Origin of the sequence: Paenibacillus phyllosphaerae (assembly GCF_014192105.1) — a bacterium.
Lineage (GTDB): Bacteria > Bacillota > Bacilli > Paenibacillales > Paenibacillaceae > Paenibacillus_Z > Paenibacillus_Z phyllosphaerae.
The window spans coordinates 611745-635866 of record NZ_JACHXK010000001.1 but is presented as its reverse complement, the minus strand read 5'-3'; the positions used below and the strand labels follow the sequence as shown (position 1 = coordinate 635866).

The 24122-nt window shown below is 57.0% G+C and carries 24 protein-coding genes and 5 tRNA genes; 19 read left to right on the top strand and 10 right to left on the bottom strand.

Going from position 1 to position 24122, the window contains the following annotated elements:
- The first annotated feature begins 64 nt into the window (after positions 1-64).
- A complete protein-coding gene (locus tag FHS18_RS02630) occupies positions 65-2314 on the top strand; it encodes a Tex family protein (protein ID WP_183597337.1) in 2250 nt (749 codons plus the stop codon).
- 157 nt (positions 2315-2471) lie between these two features.
- Here the strand turns inward: FHS18_RS02630 and cmpA are convergent, their stop codons facing one another.
- Positions 2472-2609: a cortex morphogenetic protein CmpA gene (gene cmpA, locus FHS18_RS02625; protein WP_183597335.1), complete on the bottom strand. Its 138-nt coding sequence runs from the start codon at positions 2607-2609 to the stop codon at positions 2472-2474.
- A 93-nt stretch (positions 2610-2702) separates the two neighbouring features.
- On the bottom strand, positions 2703-3056 hold the full coding sequence (locus FHS18_RS02620) for a hydrolase/acyltransferase (RefSeq protein ID WP_183596612.1): 354 nt from the start codon (positions 3054-3056) through the stop codon (positions 2703-2705).
- 129 nt (positions 3057-3185) lie between these two features.
- On the opposite strand from FHS18_RS02620, the gene FHS18_RS02615 reads away from it, so the two are divergent.
- The 6 genes from FHS18_RS02615 (at position 3186) to FHS18_RS02590 (ending at position 4318) form a co-directional block, all read left to right on the top strand.
- On the top strand, positions 3186-3665 hold the full coding sequence (locus FHS18_RS02615; protein ID WP_183596609.1) for a SprT family protein: 480 nt from the start codon (positions 3186-3188) through the stop codon (positions 3663-3665).
- A gap of 28 nt (positions 3666-3693) precedes the next feature.
- Positions 3694-3769: transfer RNA gene (locus FHS18_RS02610), tRNA-Asn, on the top strand.
- Positions 3770-3774: 5 nt separating this feature from the next.
- Positions 3775-3865 (top strand) — tRNA-Ser (locus tag FHS18_RS02605).
- A gap of 206 nt (positions 3866-4071) precedes the next feature.
- A tRNA-Glu gene (locus FHS18_RS02600) sits at positions 4072-4146 on the top strand.
- 7 nt (positions 4147-4153) lie between these two features.
- Positions 4154-4226 (top strand) — tRNA-Lys (locus FHS18_RS02595).
- An 11-nt stretch (positions 4227-4237) separates the two neighbouring features.
- Positions 4238-4318 (top strand) — tRNA-Leu (locus FHS18_RS02590).
- A 242-nt stretch (positions 4319-4560) separates the two neighbouring features.
- Here the strand turns inward: FHS18_RS02590 and FHS18_RS02585 are convergent.
- The 4 genes from FHS18_RS02585 to FHS18_RS02570 are packed head-to-tail and all read right to left on the bottom strand — an operon-like array spanning position 4561 to position 8528.
- Complete coding sequence (locus tag FHS18_RS02585; protein ID WP_183596607.1) at positions 4561-5367, bottom strand: ABC transporter ATP-binding protein; 807 nt, start codon at positions 5365-5367, stop codon at positions 4561-4563.
- Complete coding sequence (locus FHS18_RS02580) at positions 5367-6398, bottom strand: FecCD family ABC transporter permease (protein WP_183596604.1); 1032 nt, start codon at positions 6396-6398, stop codon at positions 5367-5369. Before FHS18_RS02580 ends, FHS18_RS02585 begins: the two co-directional genes overlap by 1 nt.
- Positions 6395-7435: a FecCD family ABC transporter permease gene (locus tag FHS18_RS02575; protein WP_183596603.1), complete on the bottom strand. Its 1041-nt coding sequence runs from the start codon at positions 7433-7435 to the stop codon at positions 6395-6397. The genes FHS18_RS02580 and FHS18_RS02575 overlap by 4 nt, the downstream gene beginning before the upstream one ends.
- Positions 7428-8528 carry an iron-siderophore ABC transporter substrate-binding protein gene (locus tag FHS18_RS02570; protein ID WP_183596600.1) on the bottom strand — a complete coding sequence of 367 codons (1101 nt, stop codon included), beginning with the start codon at positions 8526-8528 and terminating at the stop codon, positions 7428-7430. The genes FHS18_RS02575 and FHS18_RS02570 overlap by 8 nt, the downstream gene beginning before the upstream one ends.
- 479 nt (positions 8529-9007) lie before the next feature.
- On the opposite strand from FHS18_RS02570, the gene FHS18_RS02565 reads away from it, so the two are divergent.
- The 5 genes from FHS18_RS02565 to FHS18_RS02545 all read left to right on the top strand — a co-directional run bounded on the left by FHS18_RS02565 (position 9008) and on the right by FHS18_RS02545 (position 12796).
- The gene (locus FHS18_RS02565) at positions 9008-9295 is read left to right on the top strand and encodes a hypothetical protein (RefSeq protein ID WP_183596598.1); all 288 of its coding nucleotides are present in this window, start codon (positions 9008-9010) and stop codon (positions 9293-9295) included.
- Positions 9296-9491: 196 nt separating this feature from the next.
- Positions 9492-10253, top strand: a complete 762-nt coding sequence (locus FHS18_RS02560; protein ID WP_183597333.1) for a LamB/YcsF family protein — start codon at positions 9492-9494, stop codon at positions 10251-10253.
- A gap of 1 nt (position 10254) precedes the next feature.
- Positions 10255-11034: a 5-oxoprolinase subunit PxpB gene (gene pxpB / locus FHS18_RS02555; RefSeq protein WP_183596595.1), complete on the top strand. Its 780-nt coding sequence runs from the start codon at positions 10255-10257 to the stop codon at positions 11032-11034.
- Entirely contained in the window at positions 11031-12059 is a 1029-nt protein-coding gene (locus FHS18_RS02550; protein WP_183596592.1) for a 5-oxoprolinase subunit C family protein, read from the top strand. The genes pxpB and FHS18_RS02550 overlap by 4 nt, the downstream gene beginning before the upstream one ends.
- 2 nt (positions 12060-12061) lie before the next feature.
- Positions 12062-12796: an MBL fold metallo-hydrolase gene (locus FHS18_RS02545; protein ID WP_183596589.1), complete on the top strand. Its 735-nt coding sequence runs from the start codon at positions 12062-12064 to the stop codon at positions 12794-12796.
- A 73-nt stretch (positions 12797-12869) separates the two neighbouring features.
- Here the strand turns inward: FHS18_RS02545 and FHS18_RS02540 are convergent, their stop codons facing one another.
- The 3 genes from FHS18_RS02540 to FHS18_RS02530 all read right to left on the bottom strand — a co-directional run bounded on the left by FHS18_RS02540 (position 12870) and on the right by FHS18_RS02530 (position 15844).
- Positions 12870-13946 (bottom strand): phosphodiester glycosidase family protein, encoded by a 1077-nt coding sequence (locus tag FHS18_RS02540; RefSeq protein ID WP_183596586.1) that lies wholly within the window; start codon positions 13944-13946, stop codon positions 12870-12872.
- A complete protein-coding gene (locus tag FHS18_RS02535) occupies positions 13943-14371 on the bottom strand; it encodes a hypothetical protein (RefSeq protein WP_246427406.1) in 429 nt (142 codons plus the stop codon). The genes FHS18_RS02540 and FHS18_RS02535 overlap by 4 nt, the downstream gene beginning before the upstream one ends.
- A gap of 240 nt (positions 14372-14611) precedes the next feature.
- The gene (locus FHS18_RS02530) at positions 14612-15844 is read right to left on the bottom strand and encodes a cytochrome P450 (RefSeq protein WP_183596584.1); all 1233 of its coding nucleotides are present in this window, start codon (positions 15842-15844) and stop codon (positions 14612-14614) included.
- Between the two features lie 230 nt (positions 15845-16074).
- Here FHS18_RS02530 and FHS18_RS02525 point away from each other — a divergent pair, with 230 nt between their 5' ends.
- A complete protein-coding gene (locus FHS18_RS02525) occupies positions 16075-16605 on the top strand; it encodes a DJ-1/PfpI/YhbO family deglycase/protease (RefSeq protein WP_183596581.1) in 531 nt (176 codons plus the stop codon).
- A 98-nt stretch (positions 16606-16703) separates the two neighbouring features.
- Here FHS18_RS02525 and FHS18_RS02520 read toward each other — a convergent pair whose 3' ends face one another.
- On the bottom strand, positions 16704-17330 hold the full coding sequence (locus tag FHS18_RS02520) for a CAP domain-containing protein (protein WP_183596578.1): 627 nt from the start codon (positions 17328-17330) through the stop codon (positions 16704-16706).
- A 306-nt stretch (positions 17331-17636) separates the two neighbouring features.
- Here FHS18_RS02520 and ggt point away from each other — a divergent pair, with 306 nt between their 5' ends.
- From ggt to allB, 6 genes are all read left to right on the top strand, one after another.
- The gene (gene ggt / locus FHS18_RS02515; protein ID WP_246427405.1) at positions 17637-19235 is read left to right on the top strand and encodes a gamma-glutamyltransferase; all 1599 of its coding nucleotides are present in this window, start codon (positions 17637-17639) and stop codon (positions 19233-19235) included.
- A 249-nt stretch (positions 19236-19484) separates the two neighbouring features.
- The gene (locus FHS18_RS02510) at positions 19485-21059 is read left to right on the top strand and encodes a PucR family transcriptional regulator (RefSeq protein WP_183596576.1); all 1575 of its coding nucleotides are present in this window, start codon (positions 19485-19487) and stop codon (positions 21057-21059) included.
- 214 nt (positions 21060-21273) lie between these two features.
- A complete protein-coding gene (locus tag FHS18_RS02505; RefSeq protein ID WP_183596573.1) occupies positions 21274-21765 on the top strand; it encodes a deaminase in 492 nt (163 codons plus the stop codon).
- On the top strand, positions 21762-22262 hold the full coding sequence (uraD, locus tag FHS18_RS02500; protein ID WP_183596570.1) for a 2-oxo-4-hydroxy-4-carboxy-5-ureidoimidazoline decarboxylase: 501 nt from the start codon (positions 21762-21764) through the stop codon (positions 22260-22262). The genes FHS18_RS02505 and uraD overlap by 4 nt, the downstream gene beginning before the upstream one ends.
- A gap of 73 nt (positions 22263-22335) precedes the next feature.
- Entirely contained in the window at positions 22336-22707 is a 372-nt protein-coding gene (gene uraH, locus FHS18_RS02495; protein WP_183596567.1) for a hydroxyisourate hydrolase, read from the top strand.
- Positions 22708-22721: 14 nt separating this feature from the next.
- Entirely contained in the window at positions 22722-24122 is a 1401-nt protein-coding gene (gene allB / locus FHS18_RS02490) for an allantoinase AllB (RefSeq protein ID WP_183596564.1), read from the top strand.

Below are 24122 nucleotides of genomic sequence, written 5' to 3'. Positions count from 1 at the left end.
GGTTCCCTTATTTTTATGCAGATAGAAGTAACTCGTGTGATGGAGGCATAGACCATTGGCTGATATGAAGCAAGTAACGAGAGTAGAAGAGTCGGAAGCGGGCGGCAAGACCGAGTTGACGCCGCAGGAGCAGGCAGCCGAGCAGGAACGTATCGTCAAGCGCATCTCGGCGGAGATCGGCGTGCCGCTGACCAAAGTGAAATCGGCGGTCAGCTTGCTCGATGAGGGCAATACGATTCCGTTCATAGCCCGTTACCGCAAGGAGATGACCGGCGAGCTGGACGAGAACGAGCTGCGCGCCATTGAAGAGAAGCTGCAGTATATGCGGAATCTCGAACTACGCAAGCGCGAAGTAATCCGGCTGATCGACGAGCAGGGCAAGTTGACCGACGAGCTGCGGGGCGCCATTATCGCCTCCGTGAAGCTGCAAGAAGTCGAGGATCTGTACCGTCCGTATCGCCAAAAGCGCAAAACCCGCGCGAGCGTAGCCAAGGAGCGCGGCCTCGAACCGCTGGCGCAATGGCTGCTGTCGCAGCCTAGAGGCGGGGAGCCGCAGAAGGAAGCGGCGCGCTATATCGATGCCGACAAAGGCGTCGCGACCGCGGAGGACGCGCTGCAAGGGGCGATGGATATCATCGCCGAGCAGATTGCCGACGACGCGAAGATTCGTGCCTGGGTGCGGCGTTACACCTTCGATAACGGGCTGATTCGCACGGAAGCGAAGGATGCGAGCGCGGAGTCCGTCTACGAAATGTATTACAACTACCAGGAGCCGATCAAGAAGCTGCCTCCTCACCGTACGCTTGCGATCAACCGCGGCGAACGCGAAGATATTCTGCGCGTGGCGCTCGATGTGCCGGTGGAGCGCATTCATGACTATATCGACCGCCAGATCGTGCGCGGCGGTACGCAGGGAGCGATTCGCGACCTGCTCGTCCAGACGCTCGAGGACGCCTACAAACGCCTTATCGCGCCGTCGATTGACCGCGAGGTTCGCGGCGAGCTGACCGATAAGGCCGAAGAGCATGCGATTCAGATTTTCTCCGCCAATCTTCGCAATCTGCTGCTGCAGCCGCCGGTCCGCGGACATATCGTGCTAGGCGTCGACCCGGCTTATCGGACAGGCTGCAAGCTGGCCGTGATCGACGAGACCGGCAAGCTGCTCGAGGTAGCCGTCACGTATCCGACGCCGCCGAACAACAAGGTGGCCGAAGCCGAGAAGCTGATCAACGGCCTCATCGACCGGTACAAGGTCGAGTTGATCGTCATCGGCAACGGTACGGCCTCGCGCGAGACGGAACAGTTCATCGCGAACCTGATCGCCGGCCGCAAATCCGCTGGCAAGGACAAGGAGCGGGGCCTCAAGTACATTATCGTCAGCGAAGCCGGCGCGAGCGTCTATTCGGCCTCCAAGCTGGCGGCGGAAGAGTTCCCGTCGCTGGACGTCGCGGAGCGCAGCGCGGTATCGATCGCCCGCAGGCTGCAGGACCCGTTGGCCGAGCTCGTGAAGATCGAGCCCAAGGCGATCGGCGTCGGCCAATACCAGCACGATGTCGCCCAGAAGCGGCTCGAAGAGAGCCTCGGCGGCGTCGTCGAGTCGGCGGTTAACCATGTCGGCGTCGATGTGAATACGGCGTCGCCATCCTTGCTCTCCTACGTCGCGGGTATCAATGCGACGACGGCGAAGAATATCGTGAAGTACCGCGAAGAGAACGGCAAATTCGGCGACCGTAAGGCGCTCAAGAGCGTGCCGCGCTTGGGGGCGAAGACGTATGAGCAGTGTATCGGCTTCATCCGCGTGCTGGAGAGCGCCAATCCGCTCGACCGGACGCCGATCCATCCGGAATCGTACGCGGTGGTGGACAAGCTCTGTAAGGCGCTGGGGCTTAAGCTGAACCAATTGTCGACCGAGGCCTTCCGATCCGAGCTGGAAGCGGTACAGACGGCTCAGCTCGCCGAGAAGCTGGACGTAGGCGAGCCGACGCTGCGCGATATTATCGACAGCCTGCTCCGTCCGGGACGCGACCCGCGGGAAGAGCTGCCGCCGCCGATCTTCAGCACCGACGTGCTGGCGATCGAGGATCTCAAGCCGGGCATGGAGCTGCACGGCACGGTGCGGAACGTCATCGACTTCGGCGCCTTCGTCGACATCGGGATCAAGAACGACGGGCTCGTGCACATTTCGCAGCTGAGCAATAAGTTCGTCAAGCACCCGATGGACGTCGTCTCCGTCGGCGACAACGTGACCGTCTGGGTACTGAGCGTCGACTTGAAGAAGGGACGCGTTAGCTTGACGATGCGCAAGCCGGAATAACGCCGCTGCGCAAGCGCGGAAGACAGGATAAGTATAGGTTAACAAAGAGGCCCCGACATCCACTGTCAGGGCCTCTTCCTGCTGTTGTAATAGCGATGAATAGGGCGGGGATTCCGCCGGATGGCTTCATCCAAATTGGTATCGGCTTGACGCCGATCTAATGCAGTTCGACACTATCGTCATCCGAACGTTGCTTCGTCCGGTAGAAGTACCAGCAGTCGTTTAACAGCCGGATCTGCCGCCGGTCTTTTTTCAAGAAAGCACGCATCAGTTGGTTGCACAGCCATTGCGGCATTCGCATCGCCCTCCTTCCTCTGCAGTCACCTTATAGTAACTAGCATATGGGCGTGGGCGAGTGTCCGTGCAGGTCCAATGAAAACGGTGAAAATTAAGCTTCGAATTCTTCCTCGTACCATTGTTCGAGCTGCGCTTGAAGCGCGCGGATCTCGGTCAGCAGCGAGATGAGCGGATAGGACTTCTCTTCAATGGACGAGAAGCTCTTCTCGAGCTCGTTCAGGTAATCCAGTCCGGAATACACGACGAGCGATTGGTTATGGAGCTCAAGATTGTCGCACTCCGCGATCGCGTACGGCAGAGAAGGGACATTGGCAGCGGTCAGCTTGTCGATCTCTTTATGTAAGCGAAGATTAAGCGCGCTTAATTGGTAAGCGTGCGATTCCGGCATTTCGACAAAGGAAATGCCTTGTTCACCGCTCAGGATGATGAATCTCATTTGTGGCATGTGGTCAGTTCTCCCCTCGAACACGTCAATACTACTTGACAGTGTAGCCTATCCTTCCATTAAAATTCAAGTAGCAAACCCTGCAAGCTTGGCATTACCGAGGCCAGCTCGCGGACAGGAGAATCGACAATGAACGACGATATGCTGCAGCGGTGGGTAGAGGAAGTATCGCTGCGTGATTTTGGACGGCCGTTCCGGCATAAGGCGACCTTCAACGGCAGGCTGAAGGCGACAGGCGGGCGTTATTTTACCAAGTCCCATAATATCGAGATCAGCCCGCATCAGCTGGCCGCTTACGGCGAGGCAGAGACCGAGAAGATCATCAAGCACGAGCTGTGCCATTACCATCTGCATATTCTGAAGATGGGGTATCAGCACCGTGACGCCGATTTCAAGAATTTGCTCGTCAAAGTAGGCGGAAGCCGCTACTGCCAGCAGCTGCCCGAGCGCCAGCAACGGAAGCCTGCGCCGTACAAATATAAGCTCGTCTGCGTCAGCTGCAAGATGGAATACCTGAGGAAGAGAAAGGTCGATCCGCGGCGTTACGCTTGTGGAAAATGCAGGGGGAAATTATTGATCCAGGCCCTTGACTTAACGAAACAGTCATGATAAATTAATACTTGTCACTGTTCAATATTCCCTGATAGCTCAGTTGGTAGAGCACTCGACTGTTAATCGAGTTGTCACAGGTTCGAGTCCTGTTCGGGGAGCCATTTATGGAGAAGTACCCAAGTGGCTCAAGGGGACCCTCTGCTAAGGGGTTAGACTGCGTAAGTGGTGCGAGGGTTCGAATCCCTCCTTCTCCGCCACAATTGAACTGACCAAGGACCGATGATATCGGTCCTTTTTTGTTGCCCAAAATCCGTCATGCGTGCGTCTGGATTAGACGGTTCAGAACGCTCTAATGAGGCGAAAAGGGCGTATATAAAAATGAAAATTGGGTATTGCAGAATTCGTCGAATGGTGATAAGATCTTACTTGTGCCTGTGAAGAACAGGCTATTATTGAGCATTCTGGCCCGTTGGTCAAGGGGTTAAGACACCTCCCTTTCACGGAGGTAACAGGGGTTCGAATCCCCTACGGGTCACCATTATCTTGAGCCATTAGCTCAGTTGGTAGAGCACCTGACTTTTAATCAGGGTGTCGTAGGTTCGAGTCCTACATGGCTCACTTTTCTATTTGCGGTCGTGGTGGAATGGCAGACACACCATCTTGAGGGGGTGGCGGGGCAACCCGTGCGAGTTCGACTCTCGCCGACCGCATCCTAAGTTAGAACGAGTGAAACCCTTGCGGAGCAAGGGTTTTTTCGTGTTTTAAACGCAATGTGATTCATGATCGAAGGCTTGCCCGTCAGAGAAACAATGCTCCCGAGGGAGTGTTCCAATTGCATTGTCTGCGAGTTATGTACGTTGCTCAGGGTTCATCGCTGAACGCAAAAAAACGGGAATGACTCGCATTCCCGCGTACAATCAACTTGCTGTTGCCTCTGCCATGAGCGAGGTGCTTATCCGAGCCTAACGTGATACCGGCCTTTCGGTACGACCATCGGTGATCCGGATACGGGGTCATCGATGACGGTGCTGTCCATGCCGAACACGGTATGGATGAGATCGCTCGTAATAACCTCCGAAGGCGCTCCCTCGGCCACCAGCTTGCCTTGACGCAGCGCGATTATATGGTCGGCATAACGGGCGGACAAGTTAATATCGTGCAGCACCATGACGATCGTAGTGCCTTGTCTGCGGTTCAGTTCGGTCAGCAGATCGAGGATCTCGACCTGATAGGTGATATCCAGGAAGGTCGTCGGTTCATCCAGGAATAAAATGTCGGTCTGCTGCGCCAATGCCATCGCAATCCAGACGCGCTGCCGTTGACCGCCCGACAGCTCATCGATATTCCGGTTGGCCAGATCCGTAATCTTCATAATTTCCATCGCTTCGGCGACGGCCTCATAATCCTTCTTGCTCCATCCGCTGAACAACGATTGGTGAGGGAACCGTCCCCGGCCAATGAGATCCGCCACATTGATGCCTTCGGGCACGACCGGGGACTGCGGGAGCAGGCCGACCACGCGGGCCAATTGCTTGGGCGGAATTTTGTCGATCGGCTTGCCATCCAGCGTAATGCTTCCGGAGGTCGGTTTGATCAGCCTTGCCAATGTTTTCAACAAGGTCGACTTCCCGCAGGCGTTAGCGCCGATAATAACGGTAATTTTGTTGCTCGGAATGGCGAGACTTACGCCTTGGACGATCGTTTTATTCTCATAGCCGGCAACGACACCTTCGGCTTGAAACTGATGTGCCTTGATCATTAGAATTCTCCCTTTCGACTCATTCGGATGAGCAGATAGATCAGATACGGTGCTCCGAGTATGCCGGTAATAACGCCGACAGGGAATCTGGTCTCAAACGCAAATTGTCCGATTAAATCAGACGCCAGCACGAGAATAACGCCGATCAGTCCTGCTGGAATAACGGTTGAGAAGCCCACGCCGACCAGCCGTTTGGCGATCGGTCCCGCGAGGAAGGCAACAAAGGCGATCGGGCCCGTAACGGAGGTAGCCAAGGCAATCATGCACACCGTGCTGGCAATAAGCAGAACCCGTGTCCGGTCCGTATGTACGCCGAGCGTAGTGGCCGACTGCTCGCCAAGCTCTAACAGGCTCAGTTGTTTACTTAGCGCGATGACGAGCGGCGCTAGAACGACAACCGATATGATCAGAGGCGGGAGCTCCTCCATCTGCGCGCCGTTCAGGCTGCCGGCAAGCCAGCGATAAGCAGCGGGGACATCCGATTGCGCGCTCTTCATCAGCAGATAGGTAATGACCGCTCCGAGCATGGCCTCGATCCCGATGCCGATTAGAATTAATCGCCCGGTGGAATAGGTTTTCCTGCGGGATAAGACATAGATAAGGGCTACGGTCGCGAGGCCTGCAATCACGGAAGAGATGGATACGATGGCCTCGCTCGTATGTAGAATGACAATGCAAAAGACAGCCGCCACACTCGAACCGGACGTGATGCCCAGTACATTCGGGTTGGCAAGCGGATTACGCAGCATCGTCTGGAACGTAGCTCCGGCAATACCGAAAGCAAAACCGGCGAACAGACCTGCGAGCATCCGCGGAAGACGAATGGTCTCCACCGCAAAAGAAACGCCTTTGATCTTCTCTCCAAGAAGCGCCCGCACGACGTCGGTAACCGGATAAATGGTGTTGCCCAGCATGAGCATGGCGCAGCAAAGCATCAGGGAGAGGAACGCAAGAAAGCCAGTGATTAGCATCCAACGGCGGCGGCGTTGACGCCTGCCCGCCATAATAAGAGCAACAGTAGTATTGGTCATAATGAGCGCACTCTCGATCTCATCGCTAGAATGATTAAGATTGGAGCGCCTATAAACGCGGTTACGACGCCGACTTCAAGCTCTCCGGGACTGCCGATCAGCCTGCCGATAACATCGGATAACGTCAAGACGATCGCTCCTGCAACCGCGGACATCGGAATGATCAAGCGCAGATCGGCACCGAGAATAAGGCGTACGATATGCGTCGACAGCAGCCCGATGAAGCCGATGGGGCCTGCAAGCGCGGTAACCGCACCGCACAAGATAACGCCTGCTACGGCGGCCACAAGCCGCAGCGTCCCTGTTCGAACGCCAAGTCCAGTCGCGGCTTCGTCTCCAAGCGCCAGCGCATTGAGCGCAGGTCCCGTAACGATGGCGACGATCACGCCGACGATTAGGAATGGGGCAAAGGTAGAGATGGAATCCCAGCTAGCTGCGCCGACACTGCCTACTTGCCAGTATCTGAATTGATCCATGACATTCGTGCGCGGGATCATAATAGCGCTCACAAGAGAGGATAGTGCTGCGCTTGTCGCCGCTCCCGCCAGAATCAGCTTAATCGGCGTAGGTCCGCCTCGGCCCATGGAGCCGACGCCGAATACGAAGATGGCTGTAAGCCCAGCCCCAGCCAAAGCCAGCCAAATATATTGGCTGGCTGTGCTGATGTGTAAGAATGCTATGCCGCAAACAACGAACAAGGCGGCGCCTGTGTTGACGCCCAGGATGCTGGGATCCGCAATCGGATTGCGGGTAATCGCCTGCATGAGCGCTCCGGATATGCCGAGCGCTGCGCCGCAGAGCAAGCTGAACACGGTTCGGGATATCCGTTTGTGTACGACGCTGGACTCGTAGGAATCTACGCCGGGATGCAAGATGGCGTTAGTCAGCTCATCCCATGTCACTAGCCTGGAGCCAAGAATGAGAGAAGCGAGCACGCTCAAGCCGAGCAGAACGATCGAGATGACGAGCACCTTCGAGAAGTGCCTCGGCTTGTGCGAGTGAAGCGAGATATTCTCCGAGATCGATGAGCTACTCATTGGCCTTGCCGGCAGCTTCAGCGACCTTGCCCAGGTACTCATCAATCGTGTACGCAATCGACAGCGGGCTTGGCGTGCCGGAAGCTGCCAGTGGCGTATTGTCGCCGATCAATGCAACTGCGCCTTTCTGGATGGCTGGAACTTTACCCATAAGCGGATCTGCCTGAAGAGTTTTCAGGAAAGCTTCATCGCCGTAAAGAACCAACAGGTCGGCGTCGTTAAGAGCGTCGGCATTCTCCGAGCTCAGCTCGATGTAGAAGGCCTTGTCATCGGTAACTTTCTCTTGGAGGCTCGAAGGGAATTCCATCCCAAGTTCAAGCAGGAACCCGCCGCGCGGATCTGCAGGCGTGTAGACATAAATTTTGGACAGATCGGAAGGCGAAAGGCTGACGAAAGCTACTTTCTTGCCTTTTATCTCTGGGTGTTTGTTCGCTGCTGTTTCAATGAGAGCTTCCGTATCCTTAACAAGCTGCTCGCCTTCCGCTTGCATGCCCATGCCGGTTGCGTTATCGAGGATTTGCTCGCGCCAGCTAGTGATCCAAGGAGCCGTTCTATAGGCAACGACAGGAGCGATTTTGCTCAGCGTATCGTAGTCTTCTTGCGTAATGCCGGAGTACGACGCAAGGATAACATCCGGGTCAGCATCGGAGATCGCTTCGAAATCAAGACCGTCCGTATCTTTGAACAGGTTCGGCTTGTCTACGCCAAGCTCCGCGAGCTTCTCCTTTGTCCATGGGAGCATGCCGCTGCCATCCGTTACTCCGTAATTTCCTTCCGAGAAACCTACTGGGACAACGCCGAGTGCGAGGGCTACGTCATGGTTGGCCCATTGAATCGTAGCAACGCGCTCCGGCTTGCTCTCGATAACAGTCTCGCCGAAGGCGTGTTTAATCGTGATCGGGTATTGCGTTGTTGCTTCTTGAGTAGCGGCGCTATTGTTAGCGGCTGCGTTATTGGTCGTTGCGTTATTCGTCGCGGCTGCGTTGGAGTCGGCCGTCGAATTGTTGGAATTGCTTCCGCAGGCTGCGAGCGGGATCGCGACGACTGCCGAGAGCAGCAGCATTTTTAGAGCGTTCTTTCTTTTTGCATTCATGTTGGATACCTTCCTTATCTTGTGTTATAGACTTACCCCTTGAGTATCATCGTTAAGTGAGAACTTATCGTTGATAATGATTATCAAAATCACTATATAATCGAAACGTCAGCATGTCAATATAAATTGTTAAAGTTTCCAGTGTAACTAGAATCATTCGCCAGGAGAGCTTCCTGATATCGGAAATTGCCCGCTTACACGAAATCGCTCATCGCGTCTAATTATATAGCCGCTCCTTAGAGGGGCCTACTTCATGGATCTTGGTATGGAGTATTATTCTGCCGCTAAGACCGACTATGGTATTCACATAAATGTACCAGAGATGGAAACGTCTGAATTAGGCGGCAAGTTGATCCGTTGGAGCAGCAGGTATCATTGGCGACTCTATTAAAAATGTACTTTTCTCCTCTATCAAATACCTTGTCCGTCGCTAGGAGACGAGCATAATCTGTAGTATCAAGTGCAAAGGAGGTGGTAATATGGCTCTTTTGTTACCTGTTCAGACGTTTAACCTGGGTGCTAACGTCGGCAAATCGTACTACGAGGATCTGGCCGGAGGCTCCAAAGCCGTCGTCATCGTGTACAACACATCGGCCAACCCTGTAAACCTGGTCCTTTATCGCGTCGATGCGACAACGATTTCTTACCTTGTCCCCGCTTTTAACTCGCTATCGATCGTTGTGGAGAAATTGCTGGTGGCTGCTCTGCTCACGACAGCTGCGGGCGCCGCTTCGGGTACGATCGAAGTAGCGACAGCGCAATTGTAATGTGATCGGCAACAAAGCGCTCAAGCCGTTCTATTCCCTCGCGGAATGGAGTGGCTTGTTCCATTGTGAGAGACGAATCAGCTTCGCTTCATCTGCTAATAACGAACGGCATATAATTGCGCCTTGTATCCCGCCGCGATATCTCCTATCGTAAGGGGTAACGAGAGATGGGGTCATGGGAGGCGAGCGAAGCATGATGGTACAGGTGGATTTGAATTGCGATTTGGGCGAGAGCTTCGGAGCCTATCGGCTAGGCGCGGACGCGGAGATTATGCCATATGTCACGTCGGTGAATATCGCGTGCGGCTATCACGCCGGCGATCCGTCAGTTATGCGGCAGACGGTTAAGCTTGCGCTAGGCCATCAAGTTAGCGTTGGCGCTCATCCTGGCTTGCCGGATTTAGTTGGTTTCGGCCGCCGAACGATGACCATTACGCCGCAAGAAGCTTACGAGATGGTCGTCTATCAGATTGGGGCGCTATGGGCGTTCACGCGCGCGGAGGGCGCAAGGCTTCGGCATGTGAAGCCGCATGGAGCGCTCTATAATATGGCGTCAGGGAGCCGCCCTATATCGGAAGCGATCGCGGAGGCTGTCTACCGGGTCGATCCTGAGTTGGTTCTGTACGGAGCGTCCGGAAGCGAGCTTGTGCAAGCCGGGGAACGGATTGGGCTGCGCACGGCGCATGAAGTATTCGCGGATCGCTCCTATGAGCAGGATGGTACGCTTACGCCGCGTTCAGAACCGGGGGCGGTCATTCACGATCGTGAAGCAAGCGTCAGCCAAGCGATTCGACTCATTAAGGAAGGCGTCGTCCGTACACGGCAAGGCGGGGATATTCATTTGCGCGCGGACACGGTCTGTCTGCATGGCGATACGCCTGATGCGCTGGCATCCGCTAAGGAGCTGCGCAGCCGATTGGAGCAAGCCGGCATCGCGCTGCGAAGGGTGGGGAGCTGACATGGCGAAGAAGCGGGATCAGCATAGCGAGGAGCCGAGCGTACCCGACCGCGAAGTGTATGAGCTGCATCCGCTGGGCGATGCGGCGGTCCTGATTCGATTGGGCGATATGATCGACCGCAGGACGAATGAGCGGGTCAATGCCATCATGGCCAAACTGGCGCAGGACCCGATTCCCGGCATGATCGAATGCGTCCCCGCATACACAAGCGTGACGGTGCATTACGACCCGATTCGCGTCCACAAGTTACATACCAGGGCGGTACAACCAAGCGGCAGCCTATACGATTCGGTATGCGCGATGCTAGAGGAGCGTATGGCTTCGATCGGGCCGGCCGCGCAAGCCGCAAGCCGAATCGTCGAGATCCCGGTCTTGTACGGCGGAGAACAAGGTCCGGATTTGCAGTACGTGGCCGATTACCACGGATTATCGGTCGAAGAGGTCGTGCAGCTGCACTCAGGTGGCGATTATCTGGTGTATATGATCGGTTTTGCGCCGGGGTTCCCGTATATGGGCGGGCTTCCGCCGCGGTTGGCGACGCCTAGACGGGCGACCCCGCGCACAACGATACCGGCCGGCAGCGTAGGGATCGGAGGAGCGCAGACCGGAGTTTACTCTTTGGCGACGCCGGGGGGCTGGCATATTATTGGGCGTACGCCGCTCGCCTTGTTCCGTCCGGATGGGACGCCGCCGAGTTATTTGGCAGCTGGGGACTCCGTGAAGTTCCGTTCCATATCTGAGGAGGAGTACGATCAGTTGGCTCAGGAGGTGCTCGCATGAGTCTCTATGTCCATCGACCGGGATTACTGACGACGATTCAAGATCGCGGCAGGTACGGCATGCAGCAATACGGCATTCCTGTGAGCGGGGCCATGGATGCGAGCGCGCCGCGTATCGCCAACGCTTTGGCAGGGAACAACGAAGAAGAGGCTGTGCTCGAGGTCACGCTGCAAGGGCCGGAGGTGTCGTTCGAGCACGGAATGCTTATAGCGATTGCGGGCGGAGATCTGATGCCTGCCATTAACGGAATGCCGGTCCCCATGTATCGGCCGGTATACGTTGCGCAGGGCGCTCGTCTAACCTTCCGAGGCTGCCGGGAAGGCTGCCGTTCTTATGTGGCTGTCGCCGGGGGCTTGGACGTGCCCGTCGTGCTCGGCAGCCGAAGCACATACCTGCGAGCGGCGATAGGCGGGGTTGAAGGCAGGGCGCTGAAGGCCGGCGATCGGGTCGGTATCCGGAATGGAGGCTGTACGCTGCCGGGTTCGTCCGCATACAGGTTGGAGCAAATATTAGCCCTTGCTGCTTCAATGGCAGGGCAGCCGTTTGCGTCCGTAGACTGGTTCGCGCCGCCGCTCGCGGATTACCGGCGTAAGGTAATCCGGATTGTGCCGGGAACGCACTATCGTTATCTGACGGAAGAAAGCCGTAATAGGCTCGTGCGGCAGCCATTCGCCGTAGCGCCGCAATCCGACCGAATGGGCTACCGGCTGAGCGCCGAGGAGCTGTCGCTTCAAGCGCCGCTTGAACTGCTATCGGAAGCGGTGGTCAATGGGACGATCCAGCTTCCGCAAGACGGTCAGCCGATCATTCTGCTCGCGGATCGTCAGACGACAGGCGGATATCCGAGAATTGCGCAGGTAGCGACGGCCGATCTGCCCGTCATGGCGCAATATAAGCCGGGTGACCGGTTCGGTTTTCAGCTCGTATCGCATGAGGAGGCGGAGCGGCTGCTGATCGATCATGAGCAGGATTGGATTAGGCTCCGTATGGCCATTAGTTTGAAAATGAAGGAATGGGGGCGATAGCTATGCGAGTTACCGTATTAGGCCCATGGGGCGCTTATCCGAAAGCAGGTGAGGCGACAGCCGGCTACTGGCTGTCTATCGGAGGCCGCAACCTGTTGATCGATTGCGGCAGCGGCGTACTGGCCCAGCTGCAGCGTTATTGTCCTTTGCATATGCTCGACGCCGCCGTCATCTCGCATCGGCATTATGACCATGTCGCCGACTTGGGGTGCTTGCAATATGCGTGTCTGATCGATACGGATCTGGCCCAGCGCAGCGACAGTCTCCCGATCTTTATTGCCGGCGAGAGGGATGAAGATCTCGGTTATAAGGCGATGAAAGGCTCGGACATTCACCGAATCTCGGACGGACAGACGCTGCATGTATGCGGCGTGGACATTACGTTCTTCAAGACATTCCATGGCGCCTACTGCCTAGGCATGATCGTTCAAGCGGGAGGCCGGAAGCTGGTGTACACGGCGGACACCTGCTATGACGAGTCGCTCATCGCTCATTGCGCGGGCGCGGACGTGCTGATCGCGGAAACTTCCTTCTATGCGGATATGCCCAATGCCAAGCAATACGGGCATATGAATGCAACGGAGGTGGGGCAGCTTGCGAAGGAAGCGGGCGCAGCTAAGCTGGTGCTGACGCATTTGCCGCATTTTGGCGACCGGAGCCGACTTGCGGCGCAAGCGGGCCAGATCTTCGGCGGGGCGATTGAGACCGCCTCCTGCGGATTAAGTTTCGACGTGTAATCATCTCTTCGCGACAACGAGAAAAGCCAGCAGCGATCAACTCGCATGCTGGCTTCTTGCGCGTTCTCCAAAACTAGTCGAAAAATAAAAAGTGCGTCGGCAGCGAACGCAAGCTGCCGTCCGAAGGGTGATTGATGATCTTGCCGTCAAAAATGAGAGACGTGGAACCTCCGCCGTCCAGATTGTAACCGTCGATCGCGCCGTACCGGCTGAGCAGCAGCTGCATCTCTTGCAGCGTCGCGCCGGAGCTGCCGGTCTCGTTATAGCCGTCCACGACCAAGAAGAGCAGCTGATTATCCTTGTAGTTGCCGATGACCGTGCGCGGCGCCCGCTTGGGGCTCGTCTGCCACTTGGACGGGATCGCCTGCATCACCTTGTTCTTCAGCAGTACCGGGACGAACGACGCGCCGAATTTCGGCTTCAGCTTGTCCAGCTGGGCCTGGGTCTTGAACTCGCCGCCGATCAGCTTCATATCCTCGCTGATGCCGACGAAGAACAGATCCTTATAGCTCGGCTCGAAGCCTGACGTATACCTGCCGTTCATGACGGTCGTGCTCAGCGGATAACGCTTGCTGCCGCTGTCGGCGAATCCGCCTGCATTCACGCCGGCAATCGCCTTGTAGCGCTTAACCGCGGAGAGCGTCGTCTCCGAACCGCCGACTTTGTCCTGGCCGAGCACCATCTTCATCGCATCCCGGCTCTTCAGCTTCACCTTCAGGGCGTAACCGGTGAAATTCTGCGCGCGGATCGTGAACAGCTGCGCGGTAATGTTGTCGGACGTAATCGTGCGCGTCGGATAGCCGATCTTCTTCGTGATGCGGCTGTCATAGATCAGAGCGGGGCGGGTCATCTGCGCGGCAGCCGTCTTCGCGATGCTGGCCATCGACTGGTTCGTCTGCGTATACAGCTGGACCGTCTTCTTGATCGACTGCGCCGTCGTGATCGCCGCTTGCTTGGCGGTATCGAGCGCGCTGATCAAGGTCCCCGTCTGCTCGGGCGCGAGCGCGGTTAAGCCAGCCGCTGCCTTGGGGAAGGCGCTGCTCGGCAATGTAATCGGGACTTGCGTGAGCATTAAGTATAGTAGGATGCCGAAGAACGGGCCGGTGACGAGCAGTCCGAACCGGTTGATTTGTTTGACGCTGATCATCATTTCAGCACGTCCAAATTCTTCTTCAGCTCATCGAGTTGCTTCTGCACGGCGCTCAGCTGCGTGAACAGCTGGTTGCTGTTGTCCGTCTTCGAGCTAATGTTGTCCTTCGAGAATTGGAGCAGCTCATTCAAGGCGTCGACCTTGCCCTGGAGCGTGGTCAGATCCGCTTGGTACTGCGTCTCCAGCTGCGTGATCCGGTTGTTATAATCCTGCTGCATAGCCGTGATCTGCGCCGAGGTCTGCGCTCCGACATCAGCTGTGATGTCCTGCTTGATCTTGTCCGTGTACCAGACTGCGCCGAGCACGCCGGTCGCGATCAGAATGACCCATACGGCGAGAAAAATAATCGGCGACGGGCCGGTCCTGCGTCTTGCTTTGCGTTCCACCATCGGGCTCGCGGAAGCGGTTGAATACTCTGTGTTCAAGGTTATCTCCTCCTACCTGTTCTTTAGACGAATCTGCGTTGGTTTAGTTACAGGACGGCTAGTAGGAAATAACATTGTATCATAGATTCCCCGATAGATTCATAGCATGGCGGATATTTTCAAAAATATGCCAAATAATGCGGGGCTGCCAGACGAACCGGTAGGCGCGGTCTACGGCGGCATGCGTGAGACAACCCTAAGAAGCGAGAGGGGAAGGATTAGCGATGGACGTCTGTCTCCTTACAGGGTCAGAATCGGTAGCCGCTCTAGTCCCCGGAACAAAATATTGTGCCTGTACTGCGGCTTGCCGGCGGCCAGCCGCATCTCCGGATAGTGCGCCAGCAGCGTCGATGCGGCGATCTCGCCTTCCATGCGGGCGAGCGGCGCGCCGAGGCAGAAGTGGACGCCGGCGGCGAACGACAGATGCCGGTTCGGGCTTCGATGAATGTCGAAGCGGTTCGGATCGGCGAATTGCTCCGGATCCCGGTTGCCCGCGGCCAGCAGAACGGTGATGTGCTGGCCCTTCCGCAGCAAGCGGCCGCTAACTTCAACATCCGCTCCAATGAATCTGCCCGTCATCTGAACCGGTGGCTCGTAGCGGAGCATCTCTTCGACGGCAGACGGGATAAGCGAAGGTTCGCGCACGAGAAGTTCTTGCTGATCGGGATGCAGCAGCAGCGACTGGATGCCGTTGCCGATCAGATTCACCGTCGTTTCGTGGCCGGCCACGAGCAGCAGAATACAGGTGGCGACCAGCTCCGCATCGGAGATCGGTTTGCCCTCGTTCTGGGATTTCAGCATGCTGCTGATCAGATCCTCCTGCGGGTTGCGCCTCCGTTCCTCGGCCAGCTTCTCGAAATAATCCGTCATCTCCAAAACCGTGACGCGCACTTGTTGAATAAACGCAGGCGTCTGATACGAAACATCGAGCAGCTTGGCGATCAGATGGGACCATTCTTTGAACAGCTCCCGATCTTCGGACGGTACGCCGAGCAGCTCCGCGATGACAATGACCGGGAAAGGGAAGGCGAAGGAGGTGATTAGGTCCGGCGTATCGCTGTCGGCCAAATCGGCGGCGAGGTCGGAAGCGATGTGCCGCAGCTGCTGTTCGAGCTGGGCCATTGCGCGCGGCGAGAAGCCGTGGCTGACGAGACCCCGCAGGCGGGTATGATCCGGCGGATCGCGGAGCAGCATCCAGTGGTGCATCATCTCGCCGATGGGCTTCCAATCATCGGCAACATCCGGGGACGGCGCGCCTTGATGCTCCTGCGGGATCTCGCGGATGAACTGCGGACTCTTGAGCACCTGCTGAATGTCGGCGTAGCGCGAGGCGACCCACATGCCGCGCTCTTCGATGTAGAACAGCGGATCTTCCTTCAGCAGCGCCGTATAGAACGGGTAGGGATCGGCGTGCAGCTCTTCTTGATAGCTGCTGAACCATTGCGACTTATGGGCAAGAACGTCTTTGCTCATGAAACCATCACTCCCTTTTGGGTTCGGATCAGCCATTGCGAGACTGACTCTTAGATATTCGATAACGATGGATGAATTACCTTTATATGGAATGTGGATTTGCCCGGGAGTTAAGAAGGAAGGTTGTTTATAGGACAGCCTTGGAGGTTAATAGAGCATACGCAGCGCCTATTCTACCTAACAGGTAAGGAAAAGCTGCTTCTCAAACAGTCCGAAAGGAAGTGGACCAAATGACAAGTCAGTCTAAAAAGGTCGCTTTTCTGCTAGCAAACGAATTCGAAGATTCCGAAATGAAAAATCCATATGATGCGATAACGAAAAACGGCAACGATGCGGTCATTATCAGCTTGCAGAAGAAGGCGGAGCTTGCCGGCAAGAACGGCACCAAATACGTATCCCATCTCGCTATAGATGAAGCGAACGCGGCGGATTACGAAGCGCTGATCATTCCCGGCGGCCATTCGCCGGCTCATCTGATGGAGGACGAGCGCGTGCTTGACTTCGTCCGGGAGATGGACAAACAAGGCAAGACGATCGCCGCGATCTGCCACGGGCCGCTCCTGCTCCAGAAAGCCGGCTTGATTCACGGGCGCAACATTACGGCGTATCCGGGGCTTCATGCGGAATTGAATGATGCAGGCGGACGATTCATCGACAAGCCGGTCGTCGTCGACGAGAACTGGATTACGTCGCGTACGCCGGAGGACGAGCCGTACTTTATTGAAGAGACGATCAACCGTCTTGGCGTGACCGCCTACTAACAATGCCTCAACTACGCAAAAGCAAAGCCGCTCCCGACAAGGAAGCGGCTTTGCTTGCGTCATGCGTATCGTATCGGTGAATGTCGATTAATGCCTAATCAAGGCTTGATGAACTGCTGCGTCCAGTAATGGCGCATGCTGCCGCCAGCGGCATAGCCGACGCCGATCTCCGTGAAGTTCGGGCTCAGGATATTCGCTTTATGGCCGGGACTGTTCATCCAGGAAGTCATGACCGCTTGGGCCGTCGTCTGGCCAGCGGCGATATTCTCGCCGGCGTACGAGTACGAGAGGCCGAACGCCTTCATCATTTCGAACGGGCTGCCGTAAGTCGGCGACTGGTGGGAGAAGTAGGCTTTGTCGCGCATATCTTCGGACTTGACGCGGGCTACGCGGGACAGCTGCCAGTTCAGCGTAAGCGGCTTGAGGCCGGCTTTGGCCCGTTCGGCGTTCACGAGCTGGGCGACCTGCGATTCGACCGATTTGGTCCCGGTCATGAGCGGAATCGTCAGCCTTTGTCCCGGGTAAATCCAGTGCGGGTTGGCAATGCTAGGGTTAGCATTGATGATTTCGGATAAGCCGATCTGATACTTGACCGATATGATCCACATCGTGTCGCCGGGCTTAACGGTATACGTGTCCGTATCGGCAGGCGCGGCGTGAACGGCGCCAGCGGCGGCCGGGAGCATGGCAAGAGCCAGCAAGGCGGCCAGAATCCTTTTCTTCATCGAGAGAACGCTCCTTTATGATATGGCTTCTTGATGGAATGCTGATCGGCCTATAGCCGTTCGAACCACCCCATCTGGTTCCACGTGTAATATGTTCATTCCGCGGGGGCGCTATCCTAATCCGGACAAGGGTGAAAAAGGCGGGCATCGTGCATCGCTACCAAAATAAGCGGCTCATGTTAGAATAACTAACAAAAAGCTCCTTCTGCCGATTGTATACGGCTGTGACTGGCACTACAATGAGAGCAATCATTGAACCGTTCCAAGCGGACGGTAGCTGCAAGTCACTTAGGGGGAGGGAATGAGATGCACAATATTATGCCTAAGGTCTATCGGGCCATGGTGGCTGCGCCGCATTATTTGGCCAGCTCGGTAGGCGCCGCGATCCTTCGCCAGGGAGGCAATGCGTTCGACGCTTCCGTTGCGATCAGCGCGGCGCTTGCCGTCGTGTACCCCCATATGACAGGGCTGGGCGGCGATGCTTTCTTCATGTGCTATCATGCCGATACGAAGCAGTTCCAAGGATATAACGGAAGCGGGCGATCCGCGAAGCTGGCGGAGCCTGATTATTATCTTGCCAAAGGGATGAACCAAATCCCGCAGCGCGGCGTAGACAGCGCCATTACGGTGCCGGGGATGGTCGACGCATGGTGGAGCGTATGGAGTCGTTACGGCAAGCTGCCATGGGCGGATCTGCTCGCGCCCGCGATTCAGTATGCGGAAGAAGGGTTCCCGGTTTCGCGCCACCTGCGGGAATGGATTCTGAAGGACGAGTCGCTTATTCGGGCGCATCGTCCGCTTGCCAAGCTGTTTCTCCGCGATGACGGAGAACTGCTCGAGGAAGGGGATCGGCTTATTCAACCGGATCTCGTCCGGACGCTTCGGACGATCCAGACCGAAGGTAGGGACGCATTCTATAAAGGCGGTTTGATGCTGAGCTTGGCCGAAGCGATCGAGGCGGACGGAGGCTTGCTGCGCGAGGAGGATTTCCGCAGCCACTACGGGGAATGGGTAACGCCGCTTACGGTTACGTATCGCGGCTATGACCTGTACCAAATGCCGCCTAACTCGCAAGGATTCTCCCTTCTCATGATGATGAACATGCTCGAGCATGTGGGGCTTGGCGAGATTCCCCGCGAATCGGCCGACTTCTACCATCTCGCCGTTGAGGTGGTGAAGAAGGCGTTCCGCGAGCGGGACGCAGTGCTGACCGACCCGGATTTCAAAGCGATACCGATGGGACGTCTCTTGTCCAAGGAATTCGGCGACCAGCTGTGGGAGGAGGTCGTGCAATCGGGCTCGCAAGCGGCGTCCTTCTTGTCGCAGGCGATGGGGCAGGATACCGCGTACGCGGCCGTCGTGGATGAGGAAGGAAACGCCGTCTCCTTTATCCAGAGCTTATATTACGATTTTGGGGCAGCCTATATCCCGGGAGACACCGGTGTCATCATGCAGAATCGGGGTTCCTTCTTCACCTTCGATCCCGCCTCGCCGAACGTGCTGGAGCCGTGCAAGCGTTCTTTCCATACGCTGATGCCGGCGATGGTGGCAAGGGATGGGAAGCCTTGCCTGCTCTACGGGACGCAGGGGGGCGAAGGGCAGCCGCAGACCCAGCTGTCGGTCGTGACCGGCGTGCTGGACTACGGGCTCACGATCCAAGAGGCGATCGGACTGCCGCGGTTTATCTACGGCCGTACCTGGGGAGAGGAGAGCGATACGCTGAAGGTCGAGAGCCGCTGCGGCGACGTAACGGTAGAACGGCTGCGCGCGATGGGCCATCAGGTCGAGGTGCTGGACGCCTGGGATGGCCGGACCGGCCAGTCGCAAGGCATCGCGATCGATGCAAGCGGCGTGATCAGCGGCGCGGCGGATCCGCGAAGCGACGGATCGGTGATCGGCTGGTAGCCGAAAGAGATAAAGAGCGAATTGCACTTATAGTTGTAAGTTCGAGCAATGATGACACAGCATCCAATGAGGCTGTAACCAATTGACGATGGCGCTGCGGGCGATAGCCTGCGGCGTCATTTTTTGTGAACATCCCCCAAAATAAATGTTAGAAAACTTAACATTATGGCTTGAAATTCCTCCTCTTATACCATAATGTAAGGTTAAATGACATTAGATCCGAGTATAGAGATACGGGGGTGCGCTGAGATGTATATGACCGTTGAACAAGCGTTGTCGGTCTACCCATTGACCGAAGCGAAGTTGATTGCGGGAGAAGCGGGTAAGCGAAGGATCGTGAAATCCGTCAACGTGATGGACGCGCCGGATATAACGGACTGGATCAAGGAAGGCGAGATGCTGTTCACGACGGCCTATCTGATTAAGGACCATCCCGAGGATGCGGAGAAGCTGATCTACAAGCTGAACCAGTGCGGCTCGTCGGGGCTTGGCATCAAGCTCGGGCGCTTCTGGACCCAGGTGCCGGAGAATCTGATCGTGAAGGCGAACGAGCTGGGCTTCCCGCTGATCGAGCTACCGTATCAATTTACGTTCTCGGACCAAATGGGCGGGCTGTTCCGCGACGAGATGAAGCGCAACACCGGCGCGCTGCAGGACATTATGGGCAAGCAGGTCCGCCTCATGCGTTACGCGCTGCAGTCCGAGCCGATCGGCAGCCTGTTCGAATCGGTCGCCGAGGTGATCGGTTATCCGATCGCCGTCATCGGTTCGCGCGGCCAGATGATGTTCAATTCATCGGGCATTCCGGATGAGCAGCTGCTCGCCAAGCGGCCGTGGCCGATCCAGCAACAGTGGATGAAGGCGCCGGAGTGGCAGGCCTACCGGATTCCGCTTATGCGCCAGCAGGAATGCACGGGATTCGCCCTCTTTTTCAGCGCGCAGCCGTTCCTCTCTTCGATGGAAGAGGGGTTGTATTCGCAGGCGGCCGAGCTGATCGCGCACCATACCAATCTGAAGCTCGAAGATTACTTCGCCATCTCGGTGCAAAAGGATTTCGCCCAACTGCTCAAGCGTTACCTGAAGCATGGCTTGCCGCTGGCCGCCCTGCAGACGTATGCGGAGCGATGGGAAATCGACTTGCTGAACCAGCCTTACCGCTGCGTCGTGACGGATCTTCGCGCTGCGCTCGACGGCAAGAAGCGGCTCGAGCTGCTCGAGAGCTTGAAGACCGCGTGCTTGAGCCATGCCCGGATGCAGGAGCTGCAAGGGGTTCACGTCGTGTTGGACGACGGCCTTGTCTCGCTGGTGCCGGATCCGGACGGCCAGGCGGAAGAGAAAGTGAAGACGGCGCTCATCTCCTGCTTCGACGGATGGAAGCGCGGTTATGAACCGCAGTCAATTATCTCCAGCCGCAAAAGGCGCGCCGATCACCTGTTCGAATCGTTCGACGAATGCTGCCGCGCGCGTCAGCTGGCTTCGGATTGGGAGCTGGGCGACTCGATTATCAGCTACGACTCGCTCGATCTGGCGCTTGTCTTCGAACAGGTATCCGAGACGCGGATGAAGACGTTCTGCGACCGATGGCTCGGCAGTCTGCTCGAGAAGGAACCGGAGTATGCGCAGGAGATGCTGCGCACGCTCGAGACTTACCTCGAATGCGACGGCCAGCTAGGCGAGACGGCGAAGCGGCTCTTCATCCACCGCAATACGGCAACCTACCGAATCGAGAAGCTGAGCGAGCTGCTGAACGTCGATTTCAAAAAAATGAACGACCTTATGCGCTTGAAGCTGGCCTTCGTCTTCCGCAAGCGGCTTGAGCGATAATGTCGGAGCATAAAGGCGCTCGTCTGTCGGGCGTGTGCGGTAAGGCGTGATGGCAGGTCCATCACGCTTTTTGCGTCTCTAGAGGCACGGTGCACAATGAAAACAGATACCTTTTAGAGCGAACGCCAATAGTATGTCAGATTAATTGACGCTGTAAGATAGACCAACTTATAGTGGGAGTAATTCGAATCGATAATTCAGGGAGGCGTTACGCGTGGATGAACGTGAAAGAGAGATTCATATCCGCCTGCTGAAGCGGTGCGTCGAGCTGTCTATCGCAGCACGGGAGTCGGGCAATACGCCATTCGGGGCGCTGCTGGCCGGACCGGGCGGGGAGATTCTGCTCGAGCAGGGCAATATCGAGATTACGCAGTCGAACTGTACCGGGCATGCGGAGACGACGTTAATGGAAGCGGCCTCGGCCAAATATAGCAAGAAGGAATTGTGGGCATGTACGCTGTATACGTCGGCAGAACCTTGCGCAATGTGCGCGGGATCGATATATTGGGGCAATGTCGGCCGGGTTGTCTATGGCATTTCGGAGAAAAGGCTGGCCGAGCTGACCGGCGAAGATGAGCAGAATCCGACGCTAGATCTGCCATGCCGGGAAGTTTTCGCACGCGGGAACAAGCCGATCACGGTAGTCGGTCCGTTCCCGGAAGTTGAAGAAGAAGCGGTGGCGGCGCATGAGGGGTATTGGCAATGAAGAAGAGCATGTCGGAATTAAATGCATTATCGCAAGAAGAGTTCGCTTCGTTCCTGAGCGAGGTGTTCGAGAATTCGCCTTGGGTGGCGGAGCAGGCGGCGGCTGGCCGTCCTTACGAAACATTGGATGAGCTGCATGCGGCGATGCTGCGGATCGTGAAGGAAGCGCCGAACGATGAGGAGCTGGCGTTCATTCGCAGACACCCGAATCTGGCGACGAGATTGTCTGTCGGCGAGAACTCGGCCAAAGAGCAACAAGGCGTAGGACTTGACCGGCTGACCCCGGAAGAGTTCGAATGGTTTACGCGGATGAACGATACGTATATGGAGAAGTTCGGATTCCCGTTCATCTTCGCCGTTCGCGGCAGGACGAGAGCGGATATCGAGGAAGCGATGAAAGTCAGGATCAATAATGCGGTCGATGAGGAACGTGCCGAGGCGATTCGTCAGATCACGCGGATTACGCGGCTGCGCCTCGATGATCTCATTGAAGGATAACGCATAAGGCGAGCAGATTGGGAAGGGCGGGGTATCCCGCCTTCGTCCGTAGCATGGGGGAGGAGAGCGATTCATGAGCGGCAGATTAACGACGCATGTGCTGGATATGGCCGCCGGCGGTCCGGCCGTCGGTTTCCGGATCGAGCTGTGGCAGGTGCCACAGGCAGATGGGGGAACGGGTGGAACCGTCCTGATCAAGGAGATTCGCACGAACGATGACGGAAGAGCAGATGGTCCTCTGCTGCAAGGCGAGGAGCTGGTACCGGGCGTTTATGAACTGGTATTCGCGGCTGGCGAGTATTTTGCGGACCGGGGCGTTACTGCGCTTGGAGAATCGTTCCTCGATCAAGTGCCGGTCCGGTTCCGGGTAGCGGATCCGAATGCGCATTATCATGTGCCGCTCTTGGTTGCTCCCGGCGGCTATAGCACGTACCGAGGCAGCTAAAGGGGGAGTTCGTCATGGCAGAGGTTGAGCGTTACGATTGGATCATTCGCGGCGGAGAAGTTGTGACGGCTGCGGAGGTGCGCAAGCTGGATATCGGCATTCGGGCCGGCCGGATTGCCGCGCTCGCCGAGACGCTTCCGCTAGAACTTGCGAATCACGTGCTGGATGCGGCTGGTCAGCTGGTATTGCCGGGGATGATCGACATGCATGTTCATCTAAATGAGCCGAACTTCGGCCATTGGGAAGGTTTTGCGACCGGCTCGGCGGCGCTTGCCGCCGGCGGCATTACCGCTTATGCGGATATGCCGCTGAACGGCAATCCCCCAACGGTGACGCGCGATGCGATGAAGCTGAAGCTTGCCCTTGCGGACGGAAGCTCGGCGGTCGACTACACGATCTGGGGCGGGCTTGTGCCGGGCAATCTCGATCATTTGGCAGAGCTGCATGAAGACGGCGTCATTGGCTTTAAGGCGTTCATGTCGAATCCGGGAGGCGAAGGCGAAGGGCGTTTCCGCGAGGTGGACGATGCGACCTTATTCGAAGGAATGAAGGTCATCGCTTCCCTGGACAGCTTTGTCGCGCTGCATGCGGAGAGCGATGAAATGACTTCGAGACTGCATGACGAGGCGGCGGCCGAAGGAAGGGCCGACGCTTGGGCGTTCATTCAGGCGCGTCCGGTCGAAGCCGAGCTCGAAGCGGTGGCGAAGGCGATCGCGATGGCGGAAGAGACGGGATGCAAGCTGCACTTTGTCCATATCAGCAGCGCCGACGGCGTGGAATTGATCGAGGAAGCGAAGCGGCGGGGGACCCCGGTGACGGTGGAGACGTGTCCGCATTATTTGCTCCTGACCGATGAAGACATGGTGCGCCTCGGACCTGTGGCGAAATGCGCGCCTCCGCTGCGCGGCTCCGATCAAGTGGAACGGCTGTGGGCGCATCTGGCCGAAGGAAGGATCGACGTCGTCGCTTCCGATCATTCGCCGAGTCCGTTCGAACTGAAGGATATGGCTGGCGGCCGGACGTTCTCGCAAGCATGGGGCGGGATCGCAGGCGCGCAGAGCAGTCTGGAACTTATGGTGGGCGAAGCGCTTAAACGGGGGATCCCGCTCACCCGGATGGCGGAGGTACTGTCCTCCGGCCCGGCCAAACGCTTATCGATCTATCCGCGCAAAGGCGAGATCGCCGTCGGCTTCGATGCGGATCTGGCCATTATCGATCCGAATGCGTCCTATACGCTGCGGGAGGAAGATCTGCTGCAGCGCCACAAACACAGCCCTTACATCGGCTGGGAAATCCCATGTCGCGTCGAGGCGACGCTTGTGCGTGGGCAGCTGGTCTATAGCAGGGAAGCCGGCTTGATTCAATCCGGGTCCGGCGTGATGGTGAGGCCAGCTGGTGCGGCTGTTGATGCTTGA

What these genes read in the sequence shown, in the direction of transcription:
- FHS18_RS02630 (WP_183597337.1), top strand. Translation starts at nt 65, where the DNA reads ATGAAGCAAGTAACGAGAGTAGAAGAGTCGGAAGCGGGCGGCAAGACC.
- cmpA (WP_183597335.1), bottom strand. Translation starts at nt 2,609, where the DNA reads ATGCCGCAATGGCTGTGCAACCAACTGATGCGTGCTTTCTTGAAAAAA.
- FHS18_RS02620 (WP_183596612.1), bottom strand. Translation starts at nt 3,056, where the DNA reads ATGCCACAAATGAGATTCATCATCCTGAGCGGTGAACAAGGCATTTCC.
- FHS18_RS02615 (WP_183596609.1), top strand. Translation starts at nt 3,186, where the DNA reads ATGAACGACGATATGCTGCAGCGGTGGGTAGAGGAAGTATCGCTGCGT.
- FHS18_RS02585 (WP_183596607.1), bottom strand. Translation starts at nt 5,367, where the DNA reads ATGATCAAGGCACATCAGTTTCAAGCCGAAGGTGTCGTTGCCGGCTAT.
- FHS18_RS02580 (WP_183596604.1), bottom strand. Translation starts at nt 6,398, where the DNA reads ATGACCAATACTACTGTTGCTCTTATTATGGCGGGCAGGCGTCAACGC.
- FHS18_RS02575 (WP_183596603.1), bottom strand. Translation starts at nt 7,435, where the DNA reads ATGAGTAGCTCATCGATCTCGGAGAATATCTCGCTTCACTCGCACAAG.
- FHS18_RS02570 (WP_183596600.1), bottom strand. Translation starts at nt 8,528, where the DNA reads ATGAATGCAAAAAGAAAGAACGCTCTAAAAATGCTGCTGCTCTCGGCA.
- FHS18_RS02565 (WP_183596598.1), top strand. Translation starts at nt 9,008, where the DNA reads ATGGCTCTTTTGTTACCTGTTCAGACGTTTAACCTGGGTGCTAACGTC.
- FHS18_RS02560 (WP_183597333.1), top strand. Translation starts at nt 9,492, where the DNA reads ATGGTACAGGTGGATTTGAATTGCGATTTGGGCGAGAGCTTCGGAGCC.
- pxpB (WP_183596595.1), top strand. Translation starts at nt 10,255, where the DNA reads ATGGCGAAGAAGCGGGATCAGCATAGCGAGGAGCCGAGCGTACCCGAC.
- FHS18_RS02550 (WP_183596592.1), top strand. Translation starts at nt 11,031, where the DNA reads ATGAGTCTCTATGTCCATCGACCGGGATTACTGACGACGATTCAAGAT.
- FHS18_RS02545 (WP_183596589.1), top strand. Translation starts at nt 12,062, where the DNA reads ATGCGAGTTACCGTATTAGGCCCATGGGGCGCTTATCCGAAAGCAGGT.
- FHS18_RS02540 (WP_183596586.1), bottom strand. Translation starts at nt 13,946, where the DNA reads ATGATGATCAGCGTCAAACAAATCAACCGGTTCGGACTGCTCGTCACC.
- FHS18_RS02530 (WP_183596584.1), bottom strand. Translation starts at nt 15,844, where the DNA reads ATGAGCAAAGACGTTCTTGCCCATAAGTCGCAATGGTTCAGCAGCTAT.
- FHS18_RS02525 (WP_183596581.1), top strand. Translation starts at nt 16,075, where the DNA reads ATGACAAGTCAGTCTAAAAAGGTCGCTTTTCTGCTAGCAAACGAATTC.
- FHS18_RS02520 (WP_183596578.1), bottom strand. Translation starts at nt 17,330, where the DNA reads ATGAAGAAAAGGATTCTGGCCGCCTTGCTGGCTCTTGCCATGCTCCCG.
- ggt (WP_246427405.1), top strand. Translation starts at nt 17,637, where the DNA reads ATGCACAATATTATGCCTAAGGTCTATCGGGCCATGGTGGCTGCGCCG.
- FHS18_RS02510 (WP_183596576.1), top strand. Translation starts at nt 19,485, where the DNA reads ATGTATATGACCGTTGAACAAGCGTTGTCGGTCTACCCATTGACCGAA.
- uraD (WP_183596570.1), top strand. Translation starts at nt 21,762, where the DNA reads ATGAAGAAGAGCATGTCGGAATTAAATGCATTATCGCAAGAAGAGTTC.
- uraH (WP_183596567.1), top strand. Translation starts at nt 22,336, where the DNA reads ATGAGCGGCAGATTAACGACGCATGTGCTGGATATGGCCGCCGGCGGT.
- allB (WP_183596564.1), top strand. Translation starts at nt 22,722, where the DNA reads ATGGCAGAGGTTGAGCGTTACGATTGGATCATTCGCGGCGGAGAAGTT.